Origin of the sequence: Verrucomicrobium sp. (genome assembly GCA_028283855.1) — a bacterium.
Classification (GTDB): Bacteria; Verrucomicrobiota; Verrucomicrobiia; order Methylacidiphilales; family GAS474; genus GAS474.
The window spans coordinates 62,870-84,290 of record JAPWJX010000003.1; the positions used below are offsets into that span (position 1 = coordinate 62,870).

General features: G+C 69.1%; 23 protein-coding genes. 18 read left to right on the forward strand and 5 right to left on the reverse strand.

All coding sequences use genetic code 11. The annotated features are described in order from the left end of the window. Positions 1–8 precede the first annotated feature (8 nt). On the forward strand, positions 9–1,400 hold the full coding sequence (locus PW734_01645) for a hypothetical protein (GenBank protein MDE1169906.1): 1,392 nt from the start codon (positions 9–11) through the stop codon (positions 1,398–1,400). 14 nt (positions 1,401–1,414) lie between these two features. On the opposite strand, the gene rpsU is transcribed toward PW734_01645, so the two are convergent. Continuing rightward, on the reverse strand, positions 1,415–1,621 hold the full coding sequence (gene rpsU / locus PW734_01650; GenBank protein ID MDE1169907.1) for a 30S ribosomal protein S21: 207 nt from the start codon (positions 1,619–1,621) through the stop codon (positions 1,415–1,417). A 94-nt stretch (positions 1,622–1,715) separates the two neighbouring features. Here rpsU and PW734_01655 point away from each other — a divergent pair, with 94 nt between their 5' ends. From PW734_01655 to dnaE, 3 genes are read left to right on the forward strand one after another with little or no spacing between them, the layout of a single operon-like run. Next, positions 1,716–2,927: a hypothetical protein gene (locus PW734_01655; GenBank protein MDE1169908.1), complete on the forward strand. Its 1,212-nt coding sequence runs from the start codon at positions 1,716–1,718 to the stop codon at positions 2,925–2,927. A 3-nt stretch (positions 2,928–2,930) separates the two neighbouring features. Continuing rightward, positions 2,931–4,076, forward strand: coding sequence for a hypothetical protein (locus PW734_01660; protein ID MDE1169909.1), 1,146 nt, complete (start codon positions 2,931–2,933; stop codon positions 4,074–4,076). Between the two features lie 4 nt (positions 4,077–4,080). Continuing rightward, entirely contained in the window at positions 4,081–7,611 is a 3,531-nt protein-coding gene (dnaE, locus tag PW734_01665) for a DNA polymerase III subunit alpha (protein ID MDE1169910.1), read from the forward strand. A gap of 19 nt (positions 7,612–7,630) precedes the next feature. Here the strand turns inward: dnaE and PW734_01670 are convergent, their stop codons facing one another. Further along, a complete protein-coding gene (locus PW734_01670) occupies positions 7,631–8,566 on the reverse strand; it encodes an L-threonylcarbamoyladenylate synthase (GenBank protein MDE1169911.1) in 936 nt (311 codons plus the stop codon). A 73-nt stretch (positions 8,567–8,639) separates the two neighbouring features. Here PW734_01670 and fmt point away from each other — a divergent pair, with 73 nt between their 5' ends. From fmt to PW734_01705, 7 genes are all read left to right on the forward strand, one after another. Beyond that, entirely contained in the window at positions 8,640–9,599 is a 960-nt protein-coding gene (fmt, locus tag PW734_01675) for a methionyl-tRNA formyltransferase (protein MDE1169912.1), read from the forward strand. Next, positions 9,596–9,985, forward strand: a complete 390-nt coding sequence (locus PW734_01680; protein MDE1169913.1) for a hypothetical protein — start codon at positions 9,596–9,598, stop codon at positions 9,983–9,985. Before fmt ends, PW734_01680 begins: the two co-directional genes overlap by 4 nt. Positions 9,986–10,025: 40 nt before the next feature. Then, the gene (locus PW734_01685) at positions 10,026–11,411 is read left to right on the forward strand and encodes a tetratricopeptide repeat protein (protein MDE1169914.1); all 1,386 of its coding nucleotides are present in this window, start codon (positions 10,026–10,028) and stop codon (positions 11,409–11,411) included. An 80-nt stretch (positions 11,412–11,491) separates the two neighbouring features. Further along, positions 11,492–11,869 carry a hypothetical protein gene (locus tag PW734_01690; protein MDE1169915.1) on the forward strand — a complete coding sequence of 126 codons (378 nt, stop codon included), beginning with the start codon at positions 11,492–11,494 and terminating at the stop codon, positions 11,867–11,869. A gap of 16 nt (positions 11,870–11,885) precedes the next feature. After that, positions 11,886–12,287, forward strand: a complete 402-nt coding sequence (locus PW734_01695) for a hypothetical protein (GenBank protein ID MDE1169916.1) — start codon at positions 11,886–11,888, stop codon at positions 12,285–12,287. A 13-nt stretch (positions 12,288–12,300) separates the two neighbouring features. Next, the gene (locus PW734_01700; protein ID MDE1169917.1) at positions 12,301–12,696 is read left to right on the forward strand and encodes a hypothetical protein; all 396 of its coding nucleotides are present in this window, start codon (positions 12,301–12,303) and stop codon (positions 12,694–12,696) included. 3 nt (positions 12,697–12,699) lie between these two features. Then, positions 12,700–13,092, forward strand: a complete 393-nt coding sequence (locus tag PW734_01705) for a hypothetical protein (GenBank protein MDE1169918.1) — start codon at positions 12,700–12,702, stop codon at positions 13,090–13,092. On the opposite strand, the gene PW734_01710 is transcribed toward PW734_01705, so the two are convergent. The 3 genes from PW734_01710 to PW734_01720 are packed head-to-tail and all read right to left on the reverse strand — an operon-like array spanning position 13,089 to position 16,619. Next, positions 13,089–13,655: a hypothetical protein gene (locus PW734_01710; protein MDE1169919.1), complete on the reverse strand. Its 567-nt coding sequence runs from the start codon at positions 13,653–13,655 to the stop codon at positions 13,089–13,091. The two genes, PW734_01705 and PW734_01710, sit on opposite strands and share 4 nt — an antisense overlap. Further along, complete coding sequence (locus PW734_01715; GenBank protein ID MDE1169920.1) at positions 13,624–14,790, reverse strand: glycosyltransferase family 9 protein; 1,167 nt, start codon at positions 14,788–14,790, stop codon at positions 13,624–13,626. The genes PW734_01710 and PW734_01715 overlap by 32 nt, the downstream gene beginning before the upstream one ends. Beyond that, on the reverse strand, positions 14,787–16,619 hold the full coding sequence (locus PW734_01720) for a bifunctional homocysteine S-methyltransferase/methylenetetrahydrofolate reductase (protein MDE1169921.1): 1,833 nt from the start codon (positions 16,617–16,619) through the stop codon (positions 14,787–14,789). Before PW734_01720 ends, PW734_01715 begins: the two co-directional genes overlap by 4 nt. Before the next feature lie 74 nt (positions 16,620–16,693). On the opposite strand from PW734_01720, the gene PW734_01725 reads away from it, so the two are divergent. From PW734_01725 to PW734_01755, 7 genes are read left to right on the forward strand one after another with little or no spacing between them, the layout of a single operon-like run. Next, entirely contained in the window at positions 16,694–17,755 is a 1,062-nt protein-coding gene (locus PW734_01725) for a TIGR00730 family Rossman fold protein (GenBank protein MDE1169922.1), read from the forward strand. A 9-nt stretch (positions 17,756–17,764) separates the two neighbouring features. Next, the gene (locus tag PW734_01730) at positions 17,765–18,241 is read left to right on the forward strand and encodes a L,D-transpeptidase (protein MDE1169923.1); all 477 of its coding nucleotides are present in this window, start codon (positions 17,765–17,767) and stop codon (positions 18,239–18,241) included. Further along, positions 18,238–19,017, forward strand: a complete 780-nt coding sequence (locus PW734_01735) for an NUDIX domain-containing protein (protein ID MDE1169924.1) — start codon at positions 18,238–18,240, stop codon at positions 19,015–19,017. The genes PW734_01730 and PW734_01735 overlap by 4 nt, the downstream gene beginning before the upstream one ends. After that, complete coding sequence (locus PW734_01740; protein MDE1169925.1) at positions 18,980–19,339, forward strand: dihydroneopterin aldolase; 360 nt, start codon at positions 18,980–18,982, stop codon at positions 19,337–19,339. The genes PW734_01735 and PW734_01740 overlap by 38 nt, the downstream gene beginning before the upstream one ends. A 5-nt stretch (positions 19,340–19,344) precedes the next feature. Continuing rightward, positions 19,345–20,148 (forward strand): ABC-2 family transporter protein, encoded by an 804-nt coding sequence (locus tag PW734_01745; protein MDE1169926.1) that lies wholly within the window; start codon positions 19,345–19,347, stop codon positions 20,146–20,148. Between the two features lie 3 nt (positions 20,149–20,151). Then, positions 20,152–20,937: an ABC-2 family transporter protein gene (locus PW734_01750; protein MDE1169927.1), complete on the forward strand. Its 786-nt coding sequence runs from the start codon at positions 20,152–20,154 to the stop codon at positions 20,935–20,937. 29 nt (positions 20,938–20,966) lie between these two features. Then, complete coding sequence (locus PW734_01755; GenBank protein MDE1169928.1) at positions 20,967–21,419, forward strand: GatB/YqeY domain-containing protein; 453 nt, start codon at positions 20,967–20,969, stop codon at positions 21,417–21,419. Positions 21,420–21,421: the final 2 nt, after the last annotated feature.

Here is a 21,421-nt window from a genome sequence, read left to right on the forward strand (position 1 = left end):
ACCGCGCCATGCCCACGTTCCCGAGCACCCCCTCCCTCTCCCCGCCCGATTGGGACGGCCTGGCCGCCCGCGGGCCGATGTGGGTCGACCGGCGCTCTCTTTTGGAAGCCGCCTTTGGCGGGCCCATCCCCGGCATCGCCCCCGACCCGGAGGAGCCGCCCCTGCGCCTTTTCTTCGCGCGCACGAAATTCGAGGCCGCCGAAAACGGCCTCCGCGCCATGGCGGAAGCCTTCGGCCCCCACCTGAAGCCCGGAGAGGAGTGGGACGCCGCCGCCCGCGCCGCCCAGGTGTGGAATTGGGGGCGGGACGCCCACCGCATTTCCTACGACCCCCATTTCGAGACGGATGACGCCTCCTTCGTCATCCCCCTCATGGGGCACGAGGGGATCCACGTCTGCCAGTTCGAGGACGCCCTGACCGACCTCCTCATCGCCCCCCGGTCCGCCGCCCTGACCTCGATCGGGGAAAACCCGTTCTGGGGCCACGGCCCGGCGTTGGAGCGGCTCATCCAGGACCGGGAAACCTTTGCCCAGCTCGCCGCCCGGCACCACATCCTGCAGCGCCTCCAGATGGAGGAAACGCAGAACCTCGCCGTCCCCCGCCTGCCCTATCTGGCCGATACCCACCTCTACCTCCTCCTGGGCGTCGAGCTGGAAGCCCGCGTGGGGGAGCTGGTCTGCGGCATGTCCCACGGCGGCGCCTGGCCCCGGCTGCCGGAGAGCCGGGAGGAACTGGAGCAGGTCTTCCAGGTCGTCCGCCTGCCCAGCGATCCGAAGAGCCTTTCCCACTGGCACGCCGATTTCTCCCGGAAGCGTTTTCACAACTGGATGGACCCCGCCGCGGGCGTCGCCCGCAACGCGGCGCACGATCTTCAGGAAGCCAGCCGGGCCTTCCCGGCGGGCGCGGCGCGCGGGGCCTTCTTCGAGACGGTGCTGACGGAGGCCTACGCCTCCTTCGCCGAGCGGTGCGGCGATTACGGCATCCGCGCAAAGCTGGGCCTGGACCCCGGCACGCCCCACGGGCGGAAGGCGGGCCGCCAGCTCCGCTACGAGGTCGTGGCCCCGGACGACCGCCGGTGGACCGAGGCCCAGTGGGCCCGCAACGCGGCCCGGGCGGAGGGCGGCGCCCTCCCCGGCCTGCTCCGGCTGGCGGCGGAGAGCCAGAACGACCGCGCCTTCCCCATCCTCCTGGACGCCTGCCGGCGCCACCCCGCCTTCGACCCCGCCGCGCTGCGCGACCCGCTTTTGACGGAGGCCGCGCCCCTGCTCTCCCCGCGCAACCGGGCGCTCCTGAACGCCGCGGCGGCGCCGAAGCTCCCCGCCCACCTCCCCTTCCGCCGGGACGCGGGCAAAGAAAAACCCGGCCTGGGAATCCCAAGCCGGGTTTTAGAAAACCGTTAGAGCGTCTTAAAAAATTAAGGCACGGAAGGACGGTTCAAGTTGAAGGTGCCCCAGAAGTTGAGGCGCGCCTCACGCTGCTTGCGGCGCTTCTTCTCCACGGGGTTCTCGAAGGTGCGGCGATTGCGCGCCTCACGCAGGGTACCCTCGCGGTCGAGCTTCTTCTTCAGGCGGCGGAGCGCCTTATCGATGGATTCTCCTTTTTTGAGTCGAATTTCGGTCATGAACAGTTCACCTCGCTTTTCGTAATCCGGTTTTTAAGCCGGGCCGGACATTATTCCGGGTACCCCGGGTGGGGTCAATAGCCGAATTATTAAGATGCTAGCCCCTCTCGACGCCATCCGCTCCCGGGGATGGACCACCCGGGAGGAGCTGCTCCGAATCGGCTTCGGCGGGCCGGTGCCGGGGATCGCGCCCGATCCCGACCCCTGCCCCATCCCCCTGGCCATTAACAAGATCGCCCCCGTCAGGCGTCCCAATGGGACCGAAGTCCTGGGGGGTGCCGCCCATGTCCGCGTGATGCCCTACGGCAAGGAGCGGAACCTCGTCACCCGGCTTTCCGCCCTGGGGCCGCTCGGGCCGCTTCTGACCTATAGCCAGGAGAACCCCAGCCTGATCGGCCACGAAGCCGTCCACATCCTCCAGGCCCACGATATCGAGATCACCAACCTCGTCGCCCCCCACCGCCGGGCGCCGCACGTGGGGGCCTCCCTCCACCAGGGCTGCGGACCGCTCGACCCCATCCTGGCCTCGGAAGAGACTCCCCTGGAAACCTGGCGCCGCCGCCGCATGCTCCGCGGCGGGGTGGACAACGCCCGCCTGCGCCTGCCCCACCTGGCCCAGGCGCAGCCCTATTACTTCAAAGGCATTGAGGTGGAGGCCCGGCTGGCGCAGCTCGTCTTCTCCCTGGCGCAGGAGGAGGGTTGGACGCGGCTGCCCCAAAGCCGGGCGGAAGCCGCCCCTCTCTTCGACCGCCTCCGTCCCGGCAACGCGGCGGCGCGCCTGCCCGCCGACCCCATCTCCCTTCAGGCGGCGGAAGAGCTGCGGGACGAGGTGGCCGCCCGCCTTTCCCCCGCCCAGCGGGAAGCCTTCTTTTCCCAAGCCCTGCCCGCCTTCTACGCCGACTTCCTGGAACGGTGCGGCGACGGGCAGGCCCGTGAAAAGATGGGCCTCTCCCCCGGCATCCCCCAGGGCCGCCGCGCGGCGGAACGGATGATCTATGAGGGGACGCTGGCCCCCCGGCGCTTCCCCCGCTGGACCGGGGACCAGTGGCGGCAAGCCGCCGCCCTGGCCGAGCCGGAGACCCTCCCCGGCCTGGTTTCCCTGGCCGTGGAAACGGAACACCGCACCGCCCTGGCGCCCGTCCTGGACGCCTACCGGCAGCGGCCCGAGTTCTCCCCCGACGCCCTCCGCACCCTGCCGATCCGCTTCGGCGAGCGCCTCCTTTCCGCCGAAAGCCGCTCCCTCCTGCGCGAGGCCCGGCGTTCCGCCCCAGCCACCCCCGCGGCCGCCGCCGGCCGCACCCGCTGACCCATGACCCCGCTGCCCGATCTGAACACCCTCCTGGACCAAGGCCGCGCCACCCCCGGCGCGCTGCTGCGCCTGGCCTTCGGCGGGGACGTGCCCGGGCTCTCCTTCCGGGGGCAGGAAACCGTCGCCCTCTCCCCCTCCGCCGACCCCTCTCCCAAGACGGAAGCCATGTCCCTCTTCCTGGGGACGGAGGCCGATCCGGCCGTCCGCCACTTCGTCGTCCACACGCCGGAGCCGACCCGCATCCTCTTCCCCCCCGATTTCCGCAGCCGCCCCGCCGCCCGCCAGATCTCCACCCTGGGGCACGAGGCGCTCCACGCCCTCCAGTTCGAGGACGAGCTGGCGGAGAACCTCGCCGCGCCCCACCGGCGCGCCCCGAACATCGGCGCCGCGTTCCGCTTCGGCCACGGCCCGGCGCTGGAAAAGATCCTGGCCGCGGAGGAGACGCCGGAAGAAACCGCCCTCCGCCACCGGCTGCTGGACCGGGTTTCCCACAACTCCCTCAGCGAATTCATCCGCATCCCCCACCTGCGCGACGCGACGCTCTACTACCTCCACGCGGCCGAGATCGAGGCCCGCTTCGGCGAGATCGCCTTCGACGCCGTGCGCCGGGGCGCCTGGCCCCGCCTGCCGCAGAACCGGGAAGAGGCCCAGGGCTTCGCCGCCCTCCTGGACGGCACCCGCGCCACCTCCGCCCCCGCGGCCTTCACCCTGGACAAGGCCGCCCTCTCCCCGGAAGCCGCCAAGGCCTGCGACGAGCTGGAGCGGGAAGTCGTCGCCAAGCTCTCTCCCGCCCAGCGCCGGGCCTTTTTCGCGGAAGCGGTCCCCGCCTTCGCCGCCGGGCTCCTCCAGCGGTGCGGGGAGCCGGAGGCGGCGCGCCGCTTCGGCCTGGAAGCGGGCGTCCCCCGGGGCCGCGAAATGGCGCGGCAGCTCCTCTTCGAGGCCCACCACGTCACCGGCCGCCACTGGAGCCCCCGGCAGTGGGAAAAAGCCCTCCGCCGGGCCGAGCCGGAAACCGTCCCCCACCTCCGCGCCCTGGCCGCCGAGGCCCAAAACGCCGCCGCCCTGAAGGGATTCTCCGCCGTCCGGTCCCGGGAACTTCCCCTTCCACCCTCCCGCTCGACACCCCTGGAAAAATCTCTAAGTTAGGAGGGTGGCCTCTTCCTCGTTCGTCCATCTCCACGTCCACTCGGAGTACAGCCTCCTGGACGGGGCCTGCCGCACTGCCGACCTGGCCGCGCGGGCCAAGGAACTGGGCATGCCCGCCGTGGCCCTCACCGACCACGGCAACCTCTTCGGCGCCATTGAGTTCTATAAAGCCTGCACCGACGCCGGGGTAAAACCCCTCATCGGCTGCGAGGTCTACCTGGCCCCCGGCAGCCGCCTGGAACGGAAGGCCAACTCCGCCCGGGAAGCCTCCACCCATTTCCTCCTGATCGCCAAGAACCAGGAGGGCTACCACAACCTGATCCAGCTGGTCACCGCCGCCCACCTGGAGGGCTACTACTACAAGCCGCGCGTCGACAAGGAACTGCTGCGGAAATACGGCGCGGGCCTCATCGGCACCAGCGCCTGCCTGAAGGGGGAGGTGGCCCAATACATCCTGCAGGAGCAGGTCGAACACGCGGAGGCCTCGATGAAGGAATTCGCCTCCATGTTCGCCCCCGGGGACTTCTACCTGGAAATCCACCGCCACGGCATCCCGGGACAGGAGACGGTGCTCAAGCAGCTCGTCGCCTCCGGCAAGAAGCTGGGGCTGCCCCTCGTCGCCGCCAACGACGTCCACTACCTGGCCAAGGAAGACGCCGCCGCGCACGACGCGCTGCTCTGCATCGGCACCGGCGCGCAGCTGGCCGACGAGAAGCGGATGCGCTACCCGGTCCAGGAATTCTACTTCAAGACGCCGGAGGAGATGGCGGAACTCTTCGCCGACGTGCCGGAGGCCTGCGCCAACACCCTGGAAATCGCCGCCAAGTGCGACCTGAAGATCGAGCTGGGGAAGAACAAGTTCCCCGCCTACCCGCCGCCGGAGGGGGAGACGCGGGAGGCCTACCTGCGCCGCCTCTGCCGGGAGGGCGTGGAGCGCCGCTACGGCGCGCGCGCCGCCACGCCGGAGATCGCCGACCGCCTGGAATTCGAGCTGCAGGTCCTGGAGAAGACCGGCTTCGTCAGCTACTTCCTCATCACCTGGGACTTCATCGACTACGCCAAGCGCCAGGGCATCCCCGTGGGCCCGGGCCGCGGCAGCGCGGCGGGCAGCCTCATCGCCTACGCCCTGGGAATCACCGACCTGGACCCCCTGCGCTACGGCCTCTTCTTCGAGCGCTTCCTCAACCCGGAACGCGTCTCCCCGCCCGACATCGACGTCGACTTCTGCTACAACCGCCGCCCGGAGGTCATCGAGTACGTCCGCAAGAAATACGGGGAGCGGTCCGTGGCCCAGATCATCACCTTCGGCACCCTGGGGGCGAAGATGGCCGTGCGCGACGTCGCCCGCGTGATGGGCCTCTCCTACGGGGAGGCCGACCGCCTGGCGAAGATGATCCCCAACGACCTCAACATCACGCTGGAGGACGCCCTCAAGCAGAGCGCCGACCTGCGCGCGGCCACGGAGCAGGACGAGACGGCCCGGCAGGTCCTGGACACCGCCCGCTCCCTGGAGGGCCTCTCCCGCCAGGCGGGCGTCCACGCCGCGGGCGTCGTCATCGCCGACGGGGAATTGACCGACAACGTGCCGCTGACGCGGGACGATTCCGGCGGCGTCGTCACCCAGTGGTCGATGGACTACCTCTCGGAAGTCGGCATCCTCAAGATGGACTTCCTGGGCCTCAAAACCCTGACCGTCATCGACGACTGCCTCAAGCGCGTCGCCGCCGCGGGCGGGCCCGCGCTGATCCCCGGCGACATCCCCCTGGACGACCGGAAGACCTACGAGATGATCGCCCGCGCGGAGAACGTCGGCGTCTTCCAGCTGGAATCGGCGGGCATGGGCGACGCCTGCCGCCGCATCCGCCCGCAGTGCCTGGAGGACATCATCGCCCTCGTCTCCCTCTACCGCCCGGGGCCGATGGAGAACATCCCCACCTACGGGGAGCGCAAGCTGGGCAAGGCCCCGGTCGAGTATCCCCACCCCCTCGTCGAGCCGATCCTCAAGGAGACCTACGGCATCATCATCTACCAGGAGCAGGTGATGCAGGCGGCCAACATCCTGGCCGGCTACAGCCTGGGCCAGGCGGACCTCCTGCGCCGCGCCATGGGCAAGAAAAAGCCGGAGGAAATGGCCAAGCAGCGCGCCCTCTTCGTCCAAGGCTGCCTGGAAAAGAACAAGATCCCGGAGAAGACCGCCAACGACCTCTTCGACATCCTGGAAAAGTTCGCCGGCTACGGCTTCAACAAAGCCCACGCCGCCTGCTACGCCCTCCTGGCCTACCAGACCGCCTACCTCAAGGCCCACTACCCGGAGGCCTTCCTCTGCTCCCTCATGTCCAACGAACTGGGGAAGAACGACAAGATCGCCGAGTTCGTCGCCGAGGCCAAGCGGCTCCGCATCGAGGTCCTCAAGCCCGACGTGAACAAGAGCCGCAACCAGTTTGAGATGGAGAAGCAGGACGGCCGCACGGCCATCCGCTACGGCCTGGCCGCCGTGAAGAACGTCGGCTCCGCCGCCGTCGACCTCATCGTCGCCGCGCGGGAGAAGGACGGCCCCTTCGAGTCCCTTTCCGACCTCTGCCACCGCGTCGACCCGCACGCCCTGAACAAGCGGCTCCTGGAAAGCCTGGTCAAGGCCGGCGGCGGCGACTGCTTCGGCGCCACCCGCGCCCAGCTCTGCGAGGAGATCGACGGCGCCCTCTCCTCCGCCAACAGCGCGGCCAAGGAAAAGGCCAGCGGCCAGATCTCCCTCCTCGACATGCTGGACGACGCGCCCGCCCTGACCCGGGCCGCCGCCGCCCAGGGCTCCGGTCCGGCCAAGCCCGAGTTCCCGGACCGGGAAAAGCTCCAATTTGAAAAAGAGCTCCTCGGCTTCTACTTCTCCGGGCACCCCCTGGACGAGGTCGCCGGCGACGCCAAGGCCATCCGCACCGCCACCGTATCCCAGCTCGGCGAGATGGAGGAAGGGACGCCGGTCCGCCTCGTCGGCATCGTGGAAAAGTTCGAGGTGAAGATCAGCAAGCGGGACAAGCGGACGATGCCCATCGTCACCTTCGACGACGGCACCGGCACGATGGAGTTCATGCTCTACAGCGACATGTACACCAGCATGGAAAAGCCCCCGGCGGCGGGGGACATCGCGGTAGTCTCCGGCACCTTCAACCTGCGCGGCGAGCGCCGCAGCCTCCGCGTCCAGGCGTACGAATCCCTGCTGGAGGCCAAGGTGAAGCTCCTCAAGGGGCTCATCCTCGACATCGACCTTTCCTCCTGGAACACCGCCAAGTGGGAAGCCCTGCACGAGCTGGTGCTGGCCCACCCGGGCGAGGCCCGCCTCTACTTCCGCTGCCACGGCGCGGGAGGCAAGAAATGGACCCTGGAGCCGAGCGACCTCTTCACCATCACCCCCAGCCGCCCCTTCATGGAAGGGGTGGAGGCGCTCCTGGGCGGCCCCCGTTACGAGATCGTGGCCAGCCGGGAAGTCTCCGCCGGCCGGGGACGCGGGGGCAAGGGGCGCCGCCCCGCCGGGGCGTTCTAAAGCTGAATGTAGTTTGGCCCTAGACCGCCGCGCGGCGCAGCCGGTCGTTGACCGCCCGGCCCAGGTCTTCCTCCGGCAGCGGGAGGGCCCAGATCTCCTCCACCCCGGCCGCGTCCAGCTCCCGCAGCGCGCCGAAGAGGCGGGCCGCCGCCTCCGCGAAGTTCTTTGCCGGGGAAAGATTGCACACGGCCTTGTACCCCTCCGGCAGCGCGCCCCAGCCGATGAGGCCCGCCTGGGCCCGCGCCACCCAGTCCAGCTCCTCCGCCTGCTCCGGCGTGACGATCCGCACCCGGGTGCGCGGCGCGTAGTGCTGCGGCAGCTGGCCGGGCGCGGCGGCGGAAAGGCGCCCGCCCTCCCGGCCGATCTTTCCCGCCACCGCCTCCAGCGCCTCCAAGGGGACGCCGCCCGCGCGCAGGAGGACCGGCTCCCCGTCGATGAAAGCCACGATGCTCGACTCCACGCCGATCTCGCACGGCCCGCCGTCCAGGACCAGCGGCACGGCCGCCCCCAGCTCCTCCCGCACGGCGGCGGCGGTGGTGGGGCTGATGCGGCCGAAGCGGTTGGCGCTCGGCGCGGCCAGCGGGCCGCCGAAGGCGCGCAGGAGCCGCTGCGCCGCCGGATGGCGCGGCGCACGGACGCCGACCAGGGGCAGGCCGCTGGTGGCCAGGTCGGGGACCTCCGGCCGCTTTGGCAAAATGAGGGTGAGCGGGCCGGGCCAGAACTTTTCCGCCAGCTGCTCGGCCAGCGGGGTCCACTCCGCCACGCAGCGGTCGGCGGCGGCCCGGTCGGCCACGTGCAGGATCAGGGGATCGAAGAAGGGGCGCTTCTTCACCGCGAAGATGCGGGCCAGGGCGGGCGCGGAAAACGCGTCCCCGGCCAGGCCGTAGACCGTCTCCGTCGGCATCCCGACGACTTCACCCGCGCGCAACAGCCCGACCGCCTTTTCAATTTCCACGGCCCCATTATATCGACATATCGACTTGCGCACGCAAGGAAATGGAGTTTTATAGAAGGCCCTCCCTCCACGCATGAAAATCGTCTTCATCGGCACCTCGGAATTCGGCGTTCCGGCGCTCACCGCCCTAGCAGGGAGCAAGGAGCACACGATCACCGGCGTCATCACCCAGCCGGACCGCCCGGCGGGCCGCCAGCAGAAACCCGCCCCCTCCCCCGTCAAGGAGGCCGCCTTCCGCCTGCACCTGAAGATCTTCCAGCCGGAGAAGATCAAGGCCGCCAGCGTGGTGAAGCAGATCGAATACCTGGAGCCGGACGTCATCGTCGTCGCCGCCTACGGCCAGATCCTGCCGAAGGCCGTCCTCGACCTGCCGCAATACGGCTGCCTGAACCTCCACGCCTCCCTCCTGCCGAAGTACCGCGGCGCCTCCCCCATCCAGAGCGCCATCCTGGGCCGGGAGAAGGAGACCGGCGTCACCATCATGTGGATGGACGAGGGCCTCGACACCGGCGACATGATGCGGACGGAAAAGACCTCCATCCGCGCCGCCGACACCGCCCAGACCGTCCACGACCGCCTGGGCCAGCTGGCCGCAAAGGCCCTCCTCAAGGCCCTGGACGACGTGAAGGGAGGCAAGGCCGCCCGCGTGAAGCAGGACGCCGAAAAGGCGACCTACGCGCCGAAGCTCACCAAGGAAAGCGGCAAGATCGACTGGTCGAAGACGAAGCGGGACATCGACGCCCACATCCGCGCCATGACCCCCTGGCCCTCCGCCTACACCTGGGTGCCGGACGGCCGGAAAGACTCCCCCGACCACAAAATGCTCAAGGTCTTCTCCACCATCTTCTCCCGCCGCGCCAAGGGGAAGCCGGGCGAGGTCGTCGCCATCGACCGCCACGGCGTCCTCGTCGCCACGGGCGGCGGCGGGGGCCTCCTCCTGCGCGAGGTGCAGCTGGAGGGCAAGAAGCGGATGCACGCCGCCGAGTTCGCCCGCGGCTTCAACCTGGCCCTGGGCACCATCCTGGGCGGGTGAAGACAACCCTCCTGGCCGCGCTTTCCCTGGACGGCGGCTGGGTCACCCCCCGGCTCGCCGCGCCCGAGCTGGCCGCCTTCCTCCGCCTGGCGGGCAAAGGCCCCGTCTGGACCGACCTCTCCCCCCGCCCCGGCCTGCGCGCCGCCTCCCGCCGGGAGCTGGCGCGCCGCGCCCAGCAAGAGCCCCTGCGCCTCCTGCCCAGCCCCGCCCTGGCCGCCGCCCTCCTGGAACGGGAAGGCCCCCTGCGCCTCCTCCTGTGGTGGCGGCCGGAGCTTCCGGCGGGCCAGCGCCGCACCCTGGTCCCGCCCGGCGCGCCCCGCGCCCTCTTCACCCTGCGGCGCACGCGGAAACTCGGCGGCGGCATCGTCGGCGTTTATGAACGTTGACCCGGCCCCCTCGTCATCTTAATTTGCAATGATGGCAACGGTGAAAACCGAACGGGACCTTTCCGGCGGAGCTTCCGACCTCTGGACGCGCGCGCGCGCCGCGTCCGACCCCGAATACGCCATCCCCCTCCTGCAAAGCCTGGTCAAGCTGGAGCCCTCCTTCCTGGACGGCCGCCGCGCCCTGCGGGACATGGAGATCACCCGCCACCGGGGCGCCTCCTCTCTGGCCAAGCAGCTACAGGCCGTGAAGGCCGCCGCCGCCGGCCTGAAAGCCGCCGGCACGCTGAAGAAAAACCCCGCCGAGGCCCTGTCCCTGGCGGAGGACGCCCTGGTCCACGACCCCTTCCACACCAAGGCCAACGAGACGCTGGCCGCCGCCGCCCTGGCGCTGGAACTGCCGCAGATCGCCGTCCTGGCCTACGAAACCCTGGCCGACGCCACCCCCCAGGCTACCGCGAACCTCCACCGCCTGGCCGACCTGCACATGAAGCAGGGAAACTTCCAGCTGGCCATCGACGCCTACGAGCGGGCCCTCCGCGTCGATCCCCGCGACGGGGAGGCCCAGGCGGGCCTCAAAAACGCCTCCGCCCGTCTGGCCTCCTCCAGCGGCGGCTGGGAGCGGCAGGGCGACTTCCGCGAGTCCCTGCGGGACAAGGAACAGGCCGCCGCCCTGGAACAGGAATCGAAGGTCGCCAAGTCGGCCGACGCGATCGCCGAGCAGATCGCCCGCCTCGACCAGCTGCGCGCCGCCGAGCCGAACAACCTCAACCACCCCCGCCAAATCGCCGACCTCCTCCTGCAGCGGGAGGATTACGAGAGCGCCATCGCCTGGTACGAATACACCTACAACCAGGGCGGACAGACCGACGCGGCCTTGGAAAAGAAAATCTCCGGCCTGCGGCTTAAGAAAGTCGACCATGACATGGCCGCCGCCCGCGCCGCCCTGGCGGCGGAGCCCGGCCGCGCCGACCTGGCCAAATACGTCGAGGACCTCGAGGTCTACCGCCGCCAGCTCCACCTCCAAACCGCGCAGGCCATGGTCCAGCGCTATCCCAACGACAAGCAGTTCCACTACGAGCTGGGCAAGGCCTACGTGGAGCTGGGGATGTACAAGGAGGCCCGCCCCGCCCTGCAGGAGGGCAAGCGCCAGCCGAGCGTCCGCGCCCAGGCCTCCAACCTCCTGGGCATCTGCTTCTGGAAGTCGAACATGTTCGACCTGGCGGAAAAGGAGCTTTCCGCCGCCGCCGCCGAGATCTCCACCCTCAACGAGACGAAGAAGGAGATCCTCTACAACCTGGGCTCCGTCCAGGAGGCGGGGGGGAAGAAGGAGGCCGCCATCGAGACCTTCAAGCAGATCTACGAGGTCGACCTGACCTACCGGGACGTCGCCGCCCGGGTCGAAAGCTCCTATAACCCGGCGGGCTAGGGCCCTTTTGGGGAAGAAAAAGGGGCCGTGGGGAGGGAAATAGCCGAATTACGGGTACACATCCCAGAAATCAAAACCTTATGGCATCCCTCCTTCACACCCCTCAGGGCACGAAGTTGTACGTCAAAGCCGCCTCCGGCGACGAACGGCTCGTGACCGACATTCAGAACCACACCGGCGAATCCCTCAAGCACTTGGGATGGGGACCGGTGGCCAGCATCACCGAGCTGCGGCCGGGAGCTCCCGATGGCGCCAAGACGATCGTGAAAGGAGTCCATGCCGATTTCTATCCCCAGGTCTATCATTCCTCACAGTGGAGCTTTTCCAGCATCCGCTCCTCCGAGTCGGCCGCGGAGATCGCCGGCACCGTGTCGCGGGTCGGCTTCGAGCGGCCCAAGATAAAGACCCAGAGCGCCTTCAGCGCCTGGATGGACCGCACCTTCGGCGTGAGGGAATAAAACCGCCCCATCCTATATGGCGCACGTTATCCATCACCATCTCGACAGTTATCACTGCGGCGAATCGGGCAAGTCCGTGGCCGTAGCCACCCCTTCCGGGGAGGCCTCGATCGCCCGCGACAGCCGCTACGTGACGGACAGCCTCATGATGCGTTCCGGTTGGCGCTATTCCCAGGAGGTTTCGCAGGTGGTAAAGCTGCGGGAAGAAGGCCCGGACCACGCCAAGACAGTGGTCTTCTCCACCGACTCCAGCGACTTCCACTACAACAAACCGGAAAAGTCCCGCATCCGCTCCACCGAATCGGCGGAGTCCATCGTGCAGGCGCTGGTCGAGGCCGGATTTCGGCGCCCGCCCGTGAAAACCCAATCGTTCCTCGGCGCCGTAAAGGACGAGATCGTCGACGCCTTCCGCCGCTAGCCCACCCACTCATATGGCCCACATCGATCGCAGCACATACGAAGGCTGGGGCCTCATCTCCAGAGTGGGCGCCGGACACAGCACTTTTGTCAGCGTCGAAACCCCGGCCGGATACGCCAAGTCGGTGGCCCACGACATGTGGATCGCGGGAATTAGAAACGGACACACCCATTCCGAGGTTTCGAAAATCCTTCAGCTCCGCGAAGAAGGGCCGGACCACGCCAAAACCGTGGTCACGCGCCTCGAAAACGGTTATCCCAAGCCGACAAAATCCCGCATCCGCTCCACCGAATCGGCGGAGGCGATCCTGCAAGCCCTGCAGGAAGCCGGTTTCAAGCGGCCGCCCGTTGTGCAACAGGGCCCCCTTGGCGCTTTCGTAGAACAGCTTCAGCAACACTTTCACCGCTAACCCATGCCTGAAATCCAACGTCACTCCCTCCATAACTCCGGCTACGGCACCAGCGGCAAAAGCGTGAGCGTGCAGACTCCGGACGGCGAGGCGGCCCCGGTCGCCTTCAAAGGCTTCCGGCTGCCGGAACTCTGGCTCCACGGCCCCATTAACTACCACAACGAGGTCTCCAAGATCGTCACCTTGCGGGAAAAGGGGCCCGACCAGGCCCGGACGGTGGTGACCACGACGACGCGCGACCACGGCGAGAAGGGGAAATACCGGACCCGCTCCACCGAATCTGCGGAGGAGATCGTGAAAGCCCTGGCCGACGCCGGTTTCAAGCGGCCGCCGGTACGGGAGCAAACGCGCCTCGGCGCGCTTGCGGAAAAGGTCCGCCAGCGTTTCGAGCGCTAAAGGCCCAGCGCCTTTTTCACCGCCGCCTGCAAGGCGGCGTAGTCCCTCAGGTCGTCCCAGCGGGCGGCCTCCTGCCCGTCCTTCCCGTAGACGACGCAGCGGAGCTTCTCCGGCGTCTCCGCCCAGCCCAGGGAGCGGCTCAATTTCCCGTCGAAATCGGAGAAGGCTTCCAGGCTCCCGCGCGGATTCTCCGCGTTTCCGTTGGCCGCGTAGAAGGGGGCCAGGCGCTTGGCCTCGCCGTTCAGGTTTTCCCGCATCTCCCCGCGCACGATCGGAGGCAGCGCCCCGGCGATCGAGCCGCGCAGGTCGACGACGATGAAAAGCTGGAAGTCCGGCCGCCCGCGATACGCGTCCAGGACCCGCCCGGCCTCCCGCGTCGCCTTCTGGGTGGCGGGAGAGGAGCTTAAGACGACGCCGACCCGCCCGGACGCGTTGAGAACGGTCTTCCGGTTGTCGACGTCGGTCCCCTCAACCGGCGCGGCGTGGAGCGGCAGGGCAAGGAGAAGAAAGAGAAGGAGCAGCCGCATGGCCTCAAACTGGCAGAAGCCGCCGGGCAGCGGCAAGCACCGCCTCCGGCTCCAGACGGCCGATCTCCGCCTCCCGCAGCACCTCCCGCCGCTCCGTCCAGGGAGCCCAGCGGGCGGGATCTTCCCGGCTGTAGAGGCCGACGACCGGCACGCCCGCGGCGGCGGCCAGGTGGAGGGGGCCGGAGTCGTTCCCGACGAAAAGGCCGCAGCGGGCCAGGAAAGCCGCCGTCACCTCCAGCGGCATCCGGCCCGCCAGGTTCGCCGCGTTGGCCCCGCAGGCGCGGGCGATTTCCTCCCCCGCCTCCCGGTCGGCGGCGGAACCGATGACGGCGATATGGACGCGGCGGAACCGGCGCGCCAGGGAGGCGAAGCGCGCGGCGGGCCAAACCTTTCCCATATGGCCCGCGCCGATGCCGAGGCCGACGACCGGACGGTCCTCCGCCCAGCCAAGGGAGCGCCAGACGTCGGCGGCCTCCCGCGCGGTGTTCGGCGTGATCCACGGCTCCAGCGGGCCGGGCGCGGCGGCGGGCTGGCCCAGGGCCTCGAAGAGGGCGGCCTGCCGCTCCACCTCGTGCCCGGCCCGGGGGACGGGGACCACCCGGTCCAGGACCAGGCCGGAACGGAAGTAGCCCAGCAGGGGCTTCACCGGCATGCCCAAAAGACGCCGCCCGTGGCTGCCCGCCAGGACGACCTGCGCCGCCGCCTGGACGACGTCCTGGTTCGTCCGCACGGAGAGGCCCAGGTCGGGCGGCAGGCCGGGGAATTCCCGCTCCCGCAGCGCGGCAGCCTCCCGCCACCAGGCGGGGCACCCCGCGGTGGCCTGCCGCCACGCGGGACCGGCCAGCGCCTGAAAATCGAACGGGGCGACGGCGTCGACGTGGCGGCAGCCCCGCGCGAACTCGGCCACATGGGGCGCGGCGGCCAGGACGATGCGGGCCCCCGGATAAAGGCCGCGCAAGCGGCGCAGGAAAGGGCCGGTCAGGACCATGTCGCCGATGTCGGCCAATTGCGCGACGAGGATCTGGCGCGGCACGGCGGCGGCGCCCTTCCCCGCCCAATGCCGGGCGCGGCGGGCCGCTTCCAGCCGGGGACGGAGGTGGAGGAGGGGGAAGCAGGCCGCTTCCCGCCCGGCGCGCCGGAGGACGCGCCCCAAAAGGGCGGCGCCGCTCATTTCTCCATGAGCCGCACGCTCAGGTCGTAGCGGAGGAAGGGGGTGATGAGGTAGAGGCCGGGCGCGTGGGCCCGCACCTCGTCCCGCAGTTCCTTGGCGAAGGCCAGGCCGACTTCCGCCGCCGCGTCCCCCTCCGCGTGGCGGAGGCGCTCCCGCACCGCCTCCGGGATGACGATGCCGGGGACCTCGTTGTGGAGGAATTCGGCGTTGCGGGCGTTGAGGACGGGCATGACGCCGATGAAGACCGGCACGCCCAGGGGGGCGATGGCCTTGGCCGTCTTTTCCACCAGCGCGGGATCGAAGACCGGCTGGGTCATGACGTAGGCGGCCCCGGCGGCGACCTTCGATTCGAGCTTCCGCAGCTGGGAGTCGAAGTTGCGCGCGTTGGGGTTGAAGGCGCAGCCGATGACGAAGTCGGAGCGGCCCCGCAGGTCGCGCCCCACGGCGTTGACGCCCCGGTTCATCCCGGCCAGCAGCTTGATAAGACCCAGGGAGTTGAGGTCGTAGACGGAGGTGGCGCCGGGGTGGTCCCCCGCCTTGGCCGGGTCGCCGGTCAGGGCCAGGATGTGCCGGAAGCCCAGGGCGCCCAGGCCCATGAGGTCGGACTGGAGGCCCAGGAGGTTCCGGTCCCGGCAGGCGATGTGGAGGAGCGGCAGGATGGAAAGCTCCCGCCGGATCATGACGGCGGCGGCCACGTTGCTCACCCGCAGGATGGCCAGGGAGTTGTCCGCCAGGGTGACGGCGTCGGCCCCCGCGCGGTCGAGCGCGCGGACGCCCTCCATGAACTTTTCCATGGAGAGGTTCTTCGGCGAATCGAGCTCGACGATGGTGGCCTGGCCGCGCGGCTTTTCTTTCAGCCGGTCCAGGAGGGAGGGCTCCGCCGGGGCGGGCGCCGGAACGGCCTCCACGCGTGCGGAGGCGGCGCGGCGGAGGCCGGGCTTGCCCCGGCGGGGAACGGGCTGGAGGGCGCGGGCCGCCTCCGCCAGGGCGGCGGTATGCCGGGGCTCCGTGCCGTAGTCGCCGCCGATCAGCCGCGCCCCTTCCGCGACGAAGGCGGGCAGGCTGGCGGCGAAGTATTCCGGGCTGGCGGCGTAGTTGAAGCGGCCCTCGTAGAACTCCGGCTTGCCCGCGTTGGGGTAGACGGCGGGGCGGTCGTCCGGGCCCAGCTCCAATTGGCGCAGGAGATGGAGGGAGGCCTGCACGCCGCAGGTACCGTTGATGCCGACCAGGTCGGCCCCCGCCTCCCGCAGGCGGCGGAAGGCGGTGGGGAAGTCCTCCCCGCTCCCCAACCGCCCCTCCTCCGCGACGCCCAGGGAGGCGACGACGGGGATGTTGGAAAGGTTCTGGAAGGCGTCCAGGGCGATGAGGAGGTCGGCCAGGTCGGTGAAGGTCTCCAGGAAGATGAGGTCGCAGCCGCCGTCCAGCAGCGCGCCGATCTGCTCCCGGTAGATGAGGGCGCGGTCGGCGTTGGAGATGGGGAGGTCGCTCAGCCGCCGCTGAAGGGGGCCGACGGAGCCGCCGACGTAGACGTCCCTCCCCTTGGCCGCCTCTTTTAAGAGACGGGCGGCCTTCCAGTTGATCTCCGCCACCTTTTCCTCCAGGCCGTAATTGGCCAGGCGCAGGCGGTTGGCGCCGAAGCTGTTCGTCTCCACCACGCGGGCTCCGGCGGCGATATATTCCTCATAGACGCGGGTGACCAGCTCCGGCCGGACCAGGTTGGCCTCCTCCAGGCAGCGCCCCTGGGGGATGCCCAGGGAATAGAGGTAGGTGCCCGTGGCGCCGTCGCCGATCAGCACCCGCTCTTCCAGTTCGTCCAATAGGTTTGCCATCTGGGGCCGTTTCTGCTTTTCTTTTCCTTGTCAACACCGGCCATCGTGAATCCCGGCCGCGTCTCTCCCCCATCATGCCCTCTGCCATAGAAAGTAAAGCCGTTCCTGCGGCCCCCTACACCACCGACAACCCCGTTTTAGACCAGAAGATCCGCGACCTCCTCAAGGAGGCGGGCATCGACCCGAGCAGCCGCGAGTATTACGAGATGATGGTCTCCGTGCTCAAGCTGGCCGGGCAGAAGCCCACCCGCGCCGACCGCAAGCTCTACAACCAGGCCCTTAAGGAGCTGCGCTACGCCAACAAGATCTTCACCCCCTACCGCGACCGGAAAAAGATCTGCATCTTCGGCTCCGCCCGCACCCCGGCGAAGAACCGGGAATACCAGGCCGCGCGCGACTTCGCCGAGCTGATGGTGAAGGCGGGCTACATGGTCATCACCGGCGGCGGCGACGGCATCATGGGCGCCGCCCAGGAAGGCGCGGGCCGGGAAAACAGCTTCGGCCTGAACATCAACCTCCCCTTCGAGCAGCGGGCCAACCCGACGATCGACGGCGACTCGAAGCTGATCCACTTCCGCTACTTCTTCACCCGGAAGCTCAACTTCGTGAAGGAGTCCCACGCCATCGTCTGCTTCCCCGGCGGCTTCGGCACGATGGACGAGGGCTTCGAGGCGATCACCCTCATGCAGACGGGCAAGACCCCCGTGCAGCCCGTCCTCTTCATCGACGCCCCGGGCGGCAACTTCTGGCTGACCTTTGAGCGCTACCTGCGGGAGCACCTGCTGCGTGACGGCCTCATCTCCGACTACGACTTCCACCTCTTCAAGTTCACCGACGACCTGCGGCTGGCGGAGAAGGAGATCCTGGCCTTCTACTACAACTTCCATTCCTACCGCTTCGTCGACAAGGAGCTGGTCATCCGCCTTCAGCGCCCGATCCCGGACGGGGCCCTGGAGCGGCTGCGGCACGACTTCGCCGACATCCTGGCCGACCCCGCCGCCATGCGCCTCTCCAAGCCGCTGCCGCAGGAGGCCAACGAGCCCGACCTGGCCCACCTGCACCGCCTGCGCCTGCCCTTCAACCAGAAGGGCTACGGCCGCCTGCGCCAGCTGATCGACCGGCTCAACGAGTTCTAAGCCGTTTCCATGAGCACGAACGGAGCCGGCCTCCACCTCCGCGTCGACACGGCGCGGCAGCTCGTGGAACTGCGCAACGGCGGCGTCACCATCTGGCAGGCGCCGGTCAGCACCTCCTCCTTCGGCCTGGGCGAGGAGCCGGGCAGCTGGAAGACGCCGCGCGGGAAACACCGCATCGCCGCCAAGATCGGCGACGGGGCCGCCCTGGGCGCCCGCTTCGTCGGCCGCGTTGCCACGGGGGAAGTCTGGACTCCCGAGGCCCCGGAGACGGAGGACGACCTGGTCCTCACCCGCATCCTGTGGCTGGAAGGGCTGGAACCGCGCAACGCCAATAGCAAGGACCGCTACGTCTACTTCCACGGCACCAACCGGGAAGACCGCATCGGCCAGGCCGCCTCCCACGGCTGCATCCGCCTGCGCAATGCCGACATCGCCGCCCTCTTCGAGCGGGTCGAGGTCGGCACGGAAGTCGAAATCGTCGGGTGAACCAGGGCCCCTTCAAGCACCTCATCCTGGCCGGATCCGGCCTGCTCCATGACGGGCAGGGCTTTGGGGCGGCCTGCCGGGAGCGGGGCCTCATTCTCTCCCTTTTGGACGGCGCCGACCCGCGGGAAGCCGTCCCGCGCCTCCTTTCCGAGCGGGGGCTGGACCCGGCGGAAACCCTCCTCGTCGGCGACACGCGGCGCGCCATCGAGGCCGCCCGCCACGGCGGCGTCACCAGCTGCGCCCTTCTCACCGGCGCCGAGCCCCTGGAACAACTCAAGGAAGCCGCGCCCGACCTCCTCTTCCGCGACCTGGACCAGCTCCTCGTCCACCTGGGCCACCGGCCCACGCCCCCGCCGCCCCTGCCCGCCGTCGGCGCACTGCTCTATAACGGGCGCGGGGAGGTCCTCATGATCCAGACCTTCAAATGGAGCCACCACTGGGGCATCCCCGGCGGCAAGATCCAGGGCGGGGAGACGGCGGAGGCCGCCGTCATCCGGGAGGTGCGGGAGGAAACCGGCCTGGAACTGGAGAAAGTCCGCTTCGCCCGCATTCACGACTGCATCAATCCGCCGGAATTCTACCACCCGGCCCACTTCATCCTCCTCACCTACACGGCCCGCGTGGCGGGGGAGGACCCCTCCGTCCGCCTCAACGAGGAGGCCGACTGCTTCCGCTGGATCCGGCCGGACGAGGCCCTCGGCTTGCCTTTGAACGGCCCCAGCCGCACCCTCCTGGAGCATGTCCGATCGCATCCTCATCTCGGCTTTGCGGCTTGAGACTCATTTGGGCGTCCCTGACGCGGAGCGGGCCAACCCGCAATTCGTCGAGGTGACGGTGGAGCTGGAAGTCCGCGGCACCGCAGCCGCCGCCGCCCGGGACGACATCGCCCTGACTGTGAACTACGGCGACGTGGCCCGCACCCTGGCCCGCGTGGCCGCCCACCGCCCGCGCAAGCTCCTGGAAACGCTGGCGGAGGACCTCGCCGCCGAGGCGCTCCGCTTCGAGGGCGTGCGCGCGGTGAAGCTGGTGGCGGAAAAATTCGTCCTGCCCAACGCGCAGTCCGTCGCCGTCCGCATCCGGCGGAAGAGGAAGAAGTAAGGCTCATGTTCTCCCGCTACGGCCAGGTCTTTTCCCTGGGGATCCAGAACACCCTCGTCTACCGCTGGAACTTCCTCCTGCGGGCGGCCTACAACCTGATCCCGCTCCTCACCACCTACTTCATCTGGCAGGCGGTCTTCGCCAAAAAGCAGGCGCCGATCGACGGCTATTCCTACCCGCTGATGATCGCCTACTACCTGGCGCTGGTGGTGCTGACGAACACGGTGGCCCCCACGGACGAGGAATTCCAAATCGCCGCCGACATCCGCGACGGCCAGCTCAACCAGTTCCTCCTCCGCCCGGTGAACTACTTCCTCTACCGCTTCATCCTCTTCGTCTCCGGGCGGCTGGTCTACATCGCCGTCACCTTCCTGCCGCTGGCCTTCCTTCTCTACTGCTTCCGCCATTTCTTCGCGAACGTGCCCCTCTCGGAAACGTGGCTGCCCGCGCTGCTGGCCTTCGCCGGATCGGGGCTGCTCCAGTTCGTCGTCGCCTTCCTCGTCGGCATCCTCGGCTTCTGGGTTTTGGAGATCAGCAGCATCGCCTTCATGCTCTACGCGCTCGAGTTCCTGGCCGGGGGAAACACCTTCCCCCTCGACCTCCTGCCGGAGCCCTGGCGGTCGGCGGCCCTCTCCACCCCCTTCGCCTACGAGTATTTTTTTCCCGCCGGCGTCCTCGTGGGCCGCATCCACGGCGCGGCGGTCTGGCACGGCTTCCTGGGGCAGATGGCCTGGACGCTGGCGCTCCTCCTCTTCGCCGCCTGGGCCTGGGGCCGGGGGCTGCGCCGCTACACCGCGGTGGGGAGCTAAGCCATGCGCCTCCTTAAAATCTGGCTCGCCGCCGGGCGCTACTCCCTGACCCGGGAGCTGATGTTCCGGGGCAACTTCATCCTGTGGGTATTGGTGGAGATCTCCTGGTTCGCCCTCCAGCTGGCCTTTATCGAGGTGCTCTACCTCCAGGTCGACGCCGTCGCCGGATGGACGAAGTGGCAGATGGTCACCCTCATCGGCATGGGGCAGGTGATCCAGCAGGTCTGCCAGCTCTTCTTCCTGGTCAACTTCATCGACTTCCCGGAGCTGGTGCGCACGGGCAAGCTCGACTTCTTCCTGGCCCAACCCGCGCCGGTCCTCTTCCAGGTCACCACGCGGCGGTGGGACATCGGCTCGACCCTCAACGCCTTCCTGGCCGCCGGGGTGACCGCCTTCGGCGCGGCGCACGCGGGCGTGCCCTTCACGCCGCTCTCCCTCCTCGCCGCGCTCCTCCTGGTCGGGGCGGGCGTGGCGATCCACTACGGGCTCCTCCTCCTCTTCACCACGCTCTCCTTCTGGATGACCCGCTCCCAGGGCCTGGTCACCGCCTACTACCAGTGCTGCAGCCTGATGCGCCAGCCCCGGGAGGTCTTCCGGGGCGGCCTGCGCTTCGTCTTCACCTGGATCGTGCCGCTCCTCCTGGTGGCCAACCTGCCCTCCCGCGCCCTCTTCGGCACCCTGGCCTGGAGGGAGGCGGCGGCTCTGGTCGCCCTTTCCGCGGCCTTCGTCGCCGTTTCCATCGCCTTTTTCCACTACGGCCTGCGCTCCTACAAAAGCGCTTCCTCTTAGGCCCAGGGGGGGCCATAATCGGCCCCCCTATGAGCCTTTCCGCCCAGATCGACCAGCATATCAAGGAAGCCATGCTCGCCCGCCAGGCCGACCGCCTCGGCGTCCTGCGCATGCTCAAGGCGGCGGTGAAGAACGCCGCGATCGAGAAGGGCGGCGCCGATTCCGTCCCCGCCGACATCGACGTCGTCGCCGTCATCCGCAAGGAGGTCAAGAAGCGGCAGGACTCGATCGCCAGCTTCCAGGCGGGCAACCGCCCCGAGCTGGCCGCCAAGGAGGAGGCGGAGATCCAGGTTCTCCAGGGCTACCTGCCCGCCGCCCTTTCCGAGGCGGAGCTGGAGAAGCTGGTCCGCGAGGCGATCGCCGAGGCCGGAGCCACCGGGAAGGCGCAGATGGGCGCGGTGATGAAGATCGCCCAGGCGAAGGCCGCCGGCCGCGCCGACGGCAAGGCCCTCAGCGGCCTGGTGCAGAAGCTTTTGGCGTAGAC

Bases quoted from the DNA above. Each gene is read 5' to 3' on its own strand.
- PW734_01720 (MDE1169921.1), bottom strand. From the start codon at position 16,619: ATGGCAAACCTATTGGACGAACTGGAAGAGCGGGTGCTGATCGGCGAC.
- PW734_01695 (MDE1169916.1), top strand. From the start codon at position 11,886: ATGGCGCACGTTATCCATCACCATCTCGACAGTTATCACTGCGGCGAA.
- PW734_01740 (MDE1169925.1), top strand. From the start codon at position 18,980: ATGTCCGATCGCATCCTCATCTCGGCTTTGCGGCTTGAGACTCATTTG.
- PW734_01730 (MDE1169923.1), top strand. From the start codon at position 17,765: ATGAGCACGAACGGAGCCGGCCTCCACCTCCGCGTCGACACGGCGCGG.
- PW734_01700 (MDE1169917.1), top strand. From the start codon at position 12,301: ATGGCCCACATCGATCGCAGCACATACGAAGGCTGGGGCCTCATCTCC.
- PW734_01715 (MDE1169920.1), bottom strand. From the start codon at position 14,790: ATGAGCGGCGCCGCCCTTTTGGGGCGCGTCCTCCGGCGCGCCGGGCGG.
- PW734_01655 (MDE1169908.1), top strand. From the start codon at position 1,716: ATGCTAGCCCCTCTCGACGCCATCCGCTCCCGGGGATGGACCACCCGG.
- PW734_01745 (MDE1169926.1), top strand. From the start codon at position 19,345: ATGTTCTCCCGCTACGGCCAGGTCTTTTCCCTGGGGATCCAGAACACC.
- PW734_01660 (MDE1169909.1), top strand. From the start codon at position 2,931: ATGACCCCGCTGCCCGATCTGAACACCCTCCTGGACCAAGGCCGCGCC.
- PW734_01750 (MDE1169927.1), top strand. From the start codon at position 20,152: ATGCGCCTCCTTAAAATCTGGCTCGCCGCCGGGCGCTACTCCCTGACC.
- PW734_01725 (MDE1169922.1), top strand. From the start codon at position 16,694: ATGCCCTCTGCCATAGAAAGTAAAGCCGTTCCTGCGGCCCCCTACACC.
- PW734_01755 (MDE1169928.1), top strand. From the start codon at position 20,967: ATGAGCCTTTCCGCCCAGATCGACCAGCATATCAAGGAAGCCATGCTC.
- PW734_01645 (MDE1169906.1), top strand. From the start codon at position 9: ATGCCCACGTTCCCGAGCACCCCCTCCCTCTCCCCGCCCGATTGGGAC.
- PW734_01705 (MDE1169918.1), top strand. From the start codon at position 12,700: ATGCCTGAAATCCAACGTCACTCCCTCCATAACTCCGGCTACGGCACC.
- rpsU (MDE1169907.1), bottom strand. From the start codon at position 1,621: ATGACCGAAATTCGACTCAAAAAAGGAGAATCCATCGATAAGGCGCTC.
- fmt (MDE1169912.1), top strand. From the start codon at position 8,640: ATGAAAATCGTCTTCATCGGCACCTCGGAATTCGGCGTTCCGGCGCTC.
- PW734_01690 (MDE1169915.1), top strand. From the start codon at position 11,492: ATGGCATCCCTCCTTCACACCCCTCAGGGCACGAAGTTGTACGTCAAA.